Here is a 4,827-nt window from a genome sequence, read left to right as displayed (position 1 = left end):
CTCGTGAGACATGTCTACCCCGGTACGAATCTGCAATTCTAGTTTTGGTGAAAACTCATAATTGGCGGTTACGTTACCAATCATCCCATTTTTATTCAGTTTGTTCAGCATTTCGTACATACCTAGGTAAGGGTTATCCGGGCCAGGGTTGAATGGGCTACGCTGACGCACATCTTCAAATCCTTGCTGCCAGTAAGGTTTAAACCACTCTGGACGAACGTTTGGAGTTGTACCTAGGATCAAAAAGTACATCAAAGTCTGGTTGTTGTACCCAGCTAACGGAAGGTTGTCGCTCGTCTTGTTGGTGTAATTGGCTTTGCCGGAAATTTTCAGGCGCTTTGAAATTTTCTGATTGACCGACAAAGCAGCATTCAAGCGCTCAAAACCTGTGTTCGGAATGATCCACTCGTTTTTGAGTTGGGTCAACGACAAGCGGGCCGAACCATTTTCATTTCCGCCTTCAAAAGAGAGACTATTGGAGTAGTTTTTTCCCAATTGAAAAAAGCCAGAAATGTAATCGTCATGGGCAACCCAGGGTGTACGTTCGGTAGGCTTTCCGATGGGGTCATTGGGATTGTACTGAAAATACTGCTGTCCATTGAATTTTGGTCCCCAGGCACGGCCTGCAGCAACCGTGGTAATGGTATTGATGCCATCCGGGCTATCGAGGTAAGAATAATACGCATCGGTACGCCCTTCACCGTATTCAAACTGATAGTCGGGCCAGCGGTTGACTTGTTCTACACTAAAATTGCTGTTGAAGGTAATGCCGACGCCCTTGTCTTTTCTGGCACCAGACTTGGTGGTGATGATGATGGCACCACCCGCTGCCCGGCTACCATAAAGCGCAGTTGCACCAGGGCCTTTGAGTACCGTCACTTTTTCAATATCGTCCGGGTTCAAATCCGAAAGGGTGGAGCCATAATCCACCGGGCTATCTGCGGCCAGGTGAGAGTTGAATCCTGTACCCGAAATTCTGCTGCTCACGGGTATGCCATCAATAACGATCAGGGCTTGATTGTTGTCGAGGTTTAGCGAAGACTCTCCACGCAGGGTGATCCGTGCCGAACCCAATGGCCCAGCGCCTACCCCTTGAATGTTCAAACCCGCAACCTTTCCGCTCAAGGAACTCACCCAGTTGTTGGTTTTGGCATCCAATACCGCACTGGCATTGATGGTTTGAGCAGCATAGCCCAGGGATTTTTCCTCCCGCTTGATCCCCAAAGCGGCGACTACCACTTCGCTGAGCAGTTGCGTATCTTCTGCCAATTTCACTTCAATGAACAATTGCCCGCTCACACTAAATTCTTTGGTGACGAAGCCAACTGCAGAAAAAATGAGTACCGAATTACTGGATGTTTGCTCCAATTGGAATTTTCCATCCACATCTGTAATGGTACCCGTAGCGGTTCCTTTTACCTGAATGTTGACGCCGGGCAGGGCTTCTCCACTTTCGGAAGATACTTTTCCTGCGATTAATCCCGATTGGGCGAAAAGGCTTAGCGTAAAACACATGACAAGTCCCATCGATAGGACTACCTTTTGTAGACTTCGTTTCATACCTTTGTAAGGTTGTTGATTGAGCATTTTGATTGATAACACCTGATCGTAGGCGTGGCCGCGCCTACGGTCTTTTGGCGAAGGTAAGTCTGGGAAGTATCCTGATCGTTAAACGAATTTGACCTTTGGATTAAATTCTTACTCTGCGTGTAAAACACTCCGCTGTTTCTCCATCTAGGAAAAAACTTGCACAGCAAAAACAACCCAATTGTTTTGATGACAATCGTCAGCCTCTGCCTTCCTAAAAAAGTAACATCCATCAAAGGCCAACATGACTTTCATCAATTTACCGGAAGATAACACATGCTTAACCTGGAGTTGACACGCTGCCAGTAACTTACGGCAAATGTGAATCAACACCATGTTTAAATACATCCATATCCTCCTGCTGGCCTCGGCTCTTTTTGCCTTCGCCTGCAACCCAAATCACCAACACGTCGAAAACATCCTCATCAAAGGTTCGGACACCGAAGTCAACCTGGCCCTCGCCCTGGCCGAAACCTATATGAGTACCGACCCCGACGTATCCATTGCCGTTACCGGCGGCGGCTCTGGGGCAGGTATCGCTGCGCTGATCAATGGCAAAACCAGTATTGCTAATGCCTCCCGCCCGATGAAGCAGGAAGAAATCGCGTTAGCCAAAGAACGAAGCGTACAGCCACTGGCCAGTGTGTTGGGTATGGATGCTATCGCGATAGTGGTGCACCCACAATGCCCTGTGCAAAATCTATCCCTGCAACAACTGGGTGCCATTTATCGCGGCGACATTCAAAACTGGAAAACCCTGGGTGGCCCCGATGCTGAAATATCCCTGTACGGCCGCCAAAGCAACTCCGGCACCTTTGTGTATTTCCGCGACAGCATTGTGCGGGCAGAATATGCTCCAGAGGTCAAACAAATGAACGGTACTGCACAGATTGTAGAGGCCATCAAAAGCGATGTGCACGGCATTGGGTACGTGGGCGTGGGCTATATTCTGGAAAAAAACGGGGCCCAGCCTACTGGCATCAAGGTTTTGTCCATCAGCCGCAGCGATCGCCAACCTGCCTTCCTGCCCACCGAAGTACAAAACATTGAATCTGGTGATTACCCCATCATTCGCCCCTTGTACCAATACACCAATGGCCAGCCCAAGGGCAGGTTGCAACAATACCTGCAATACTGCCTGAGCCCAGCAGGCCAGGCTTTGGTCAAAGTCAATGGTTATTTCCCGGTCAGTGCGCAATACCAATTGCAAAATGAACAAGCTCTAAACTTCCAATATGCGAAATCGACACTTCGTTGATCTGGCCATCAAATGGCTATTTTTTAGTGCAGCGGCCAGTTCGGTGCTGGTGTTGCTGGGCATTTTTGGGATGTTGCTGATCAATGGGGTGAAAGCTTTTGGTGAAATCAGTCTGGGCGAATTTTTCCTCAGTAGCAATTGGAATCCCTCCGCCTATGGCAAACCGAGTTATGGGATTTTGGCCATGCTCAGCAGTACGCTGCTTGTCACCCTGGGAGCCATGATTTTGGCCGTCCCTTTGGGCGTAGGTGCTGCCACTTACCTGGCTCAAGTAGCCCATGAAAGAACCCGAATGGTACTCAAGCCTGTCATCGAACTTTTGGCTGCAGTGCCCTCCGTGGTTGTGGGCTTCATTGGCATCGTGATGCTGGGGCCGTTCATCGCCAAAGTTTTTGGCTTGAGCAATGGGTTGAACGCCTTGAATGGGGCCATTTTATTGGCGATCATGTCCTTGCCTACCATCATCACGGTAGCAGAGGACGCCATTCGTGCGGTTCCCAATAGTTTTAAAGAAGCTTCGTATTCCCTTGGCGCCAACCAATGGACAACTTTGATAAAAGTGGTTTTGCCTGCGGCTTACTCGGGCATTATCGCCGCCGTTATTCTGGGCATGGGCCGGGCCATTGGCGAAACCATGACCGTGCTCATGGCTACGGGTAATTCCCTGGCCATGCCCCATGGTTTTTTCGACCCGGTGCGCACCATGACGGCCACCATTGCCATTGAGTTGGGTGAAGTACCCTATGGCACTACCCATTATTACAGTTTGTTTGCGGTTGGCGCCGTCCTTTTCCTCATTAGCCTGGGCATCAATCTGCTTGCAGAACGGCTTGCCAAACGATACAGATACAAGATGTAGCTATGAAACAACAAGTGTTGCAACAGTTTTTGGGGCTGAATATCCTCCGTTTATTTGTGGGCCTGGTGTTGCTGTTTTTGGGCATCATCCTGTGGGAGGTATTTTCCAAAGGAGGAGGGGTCATTGGAGCTGATTTTCTCTTTGATTATCCACGCAAGGGCATGACCTTAGGGGGAATTTTTCCCACCATCATGGGTACCATCTTTGTCACCATGGTCACCACCATTTTTGCCTTGCCGATGGGCATTGCTACGGCCATTTATTTGAGCGAATATGCCAGCAACAATTGGGCCAATCAATTGATACGCGCTTCGATCCGCAACCTGGCGGGGGTGCCATCGATCATTTATGGCTTGTTTGGGGTGGCCGTGTTTGTGCAAGGCTTGGGGCTCGGGTCTTCGGTGTTGTCGTCGGGGCTTACCCTGGGTTTGCTCACCTTGCCTTACATCATTACGACTACGGAAGAGGCGCTCAAAAATGTACCTCATTCCTACCGCGAGGGCGCCCTGGCCTTGGGTGCTACCAAATGGGAAGCCATCTGGACCAATGTGTTGCCCAGTGCGGTTTCGGGGATTGTGACGGGCTCGATTCTGGGTTTGTCCAGGGCAGCGGGAGAAACAGCTCCGATTCTGTTTACTGGCGTGGCTTTTTACCTGCGCTATTTGCCAGCCAGCGTCTACGACTCCTTTATGGCCATGCCTTATCACCTGTACATTTTGTCCACTCAGCACCACGCCATTGAAGAAGTACGCCCTCTGGCTTATGGCACAGCGTTGGTATTGCTGAGTTTGGTTTTTGTGCTGAACATCATTGCCTTCATCATTCGGTACCGTTACCGAAATTTTAATAAAGCCCGGATATGAAAACGAAATTGGCGGTACGCGACCTGCATTTGCACTATGGTTCCAAAGAAGTGTTGAAGGGGATCAACCTGGATGTACCTGAAAACAACATCGTAGCCTTGATTGGGCCTTCTGGCTGTGGCAAGTCGACCCTTTTGCGGGCGATGAACCGCATGCACGACCTGAGTCCTGAGGCCAAAGTCAAAGGGCAAATCTTGCTGGATGGGGACAATATTTACGCTCCGGGTAAAGATGTGGTGGAAGTGCGCCGCAAAATTGGG

At 49.8% G+C, this 4,827-nt stretch carries 5 protein-coding genes; 4 read left to right on the top strand and 1 reads right to left on the bottom strand.

What is annotated here, in order from left to right; translation table 11 throughout:
* Window positions 1-1,560: carboxypeptidase-like regulatory domain-containing protein (locus SFV55_RS12065; RefSeq protein WP_320029754.1), on the bottom strand; the 1,560-nt coding region annotated here is incomplete at its 3' end.
* A gap of 361 nt (window positions 1,561-1,921) precedes the next feature.
* Between SFV55_RS12065 and SFV55_RS12060 the strand changes: the two genes are divergently transcribed.
* From SFV55_RS12060 to SFV55_RS12045, 4 genes are all read left to right on the top strand, one after another.
* Window positions 1,922-2,845 carry a PstS family phosphate ABC transporter substrate-binding protein gene (locus SFV55_RS12060; RefSeq protein ID WP_320029753.1) on the top strand — a complete coding sequence of 308 codons (924 nt, stop codon included), beginning with the start codon at window positions 1,922-1,924 and terminating at the stop codon, window positions 2,843-2,845.
* Window positions 2,823-3,704: a phosphate ABC transporter permease subunit PstC gene (gene pstC, locus SFV55_RS12055; RefSeq protein ID WP_320029752.1), complete on the top strand. Its 882-nt coding sequence runs from the start codon at window positions 2,823-2,825 to the stop codon at window positions 3,702-3,704. The genes SFV55_RS12060 and pstC overlap by 23 nt, the downstream gene beginning before the upstream one ends.
* Before the next feature lie 2 nt (window positions 3,705-3,706).
* A complete protein-coding gene (gene pstA / locus SFV55_RS12050; protein ID WP_320029751.1) occupies window positions 3,707-4,567 on the top strand; it encodes a phosphate ABC transporter permease PstA in 861 nt (286 codons plus the stop codon).
* Window positions 4,564-4,827 (top strand): ATP-binding cassette domain-containing protein (locus SFV55_RS12045; RefSeq protein ID WP_320029750.1); only part of this gene is annotated, 264 nt, incomplete at its 3' end. The genes pstA and SFV55_RS12045, both read left to right, overlap by 4 nt.

The organism is Haliscomenobacter sp. (genome assembly GCF_033763495.1).
GTDB lineage: Bacteria > Bacteroidota > Bacteroidia > Chitinophagales > Saprospiraceae > Haliscomenobacter.
Note: the sequence above shows the minus strand (reverse complement) of the source record. Positions and strands in the feature narration are given on the sequence as shown.

Coding starts and splice junctions, on each gene's coding strand:
- pstA (WP_320029751.1), top strand. CDS start 3,707: ATGAAACAACAAGTGTTGCAACAGTTTTTGGGGCTGAATATCCTCCGT.
- SFV55_RS12060 (WP_320029753.1), top strand. CDS start 1,922: ATGTTTAAATACATCCATATCCTCCTGCTGGCCTCGGCTCTTTTTGCC.
- pstC (WP_320029752.1), top strand. CDS start 2,823: ATGCGAAATCGACACTTCGTTGATCTGGCCATCAAATGGCTATTTTTT.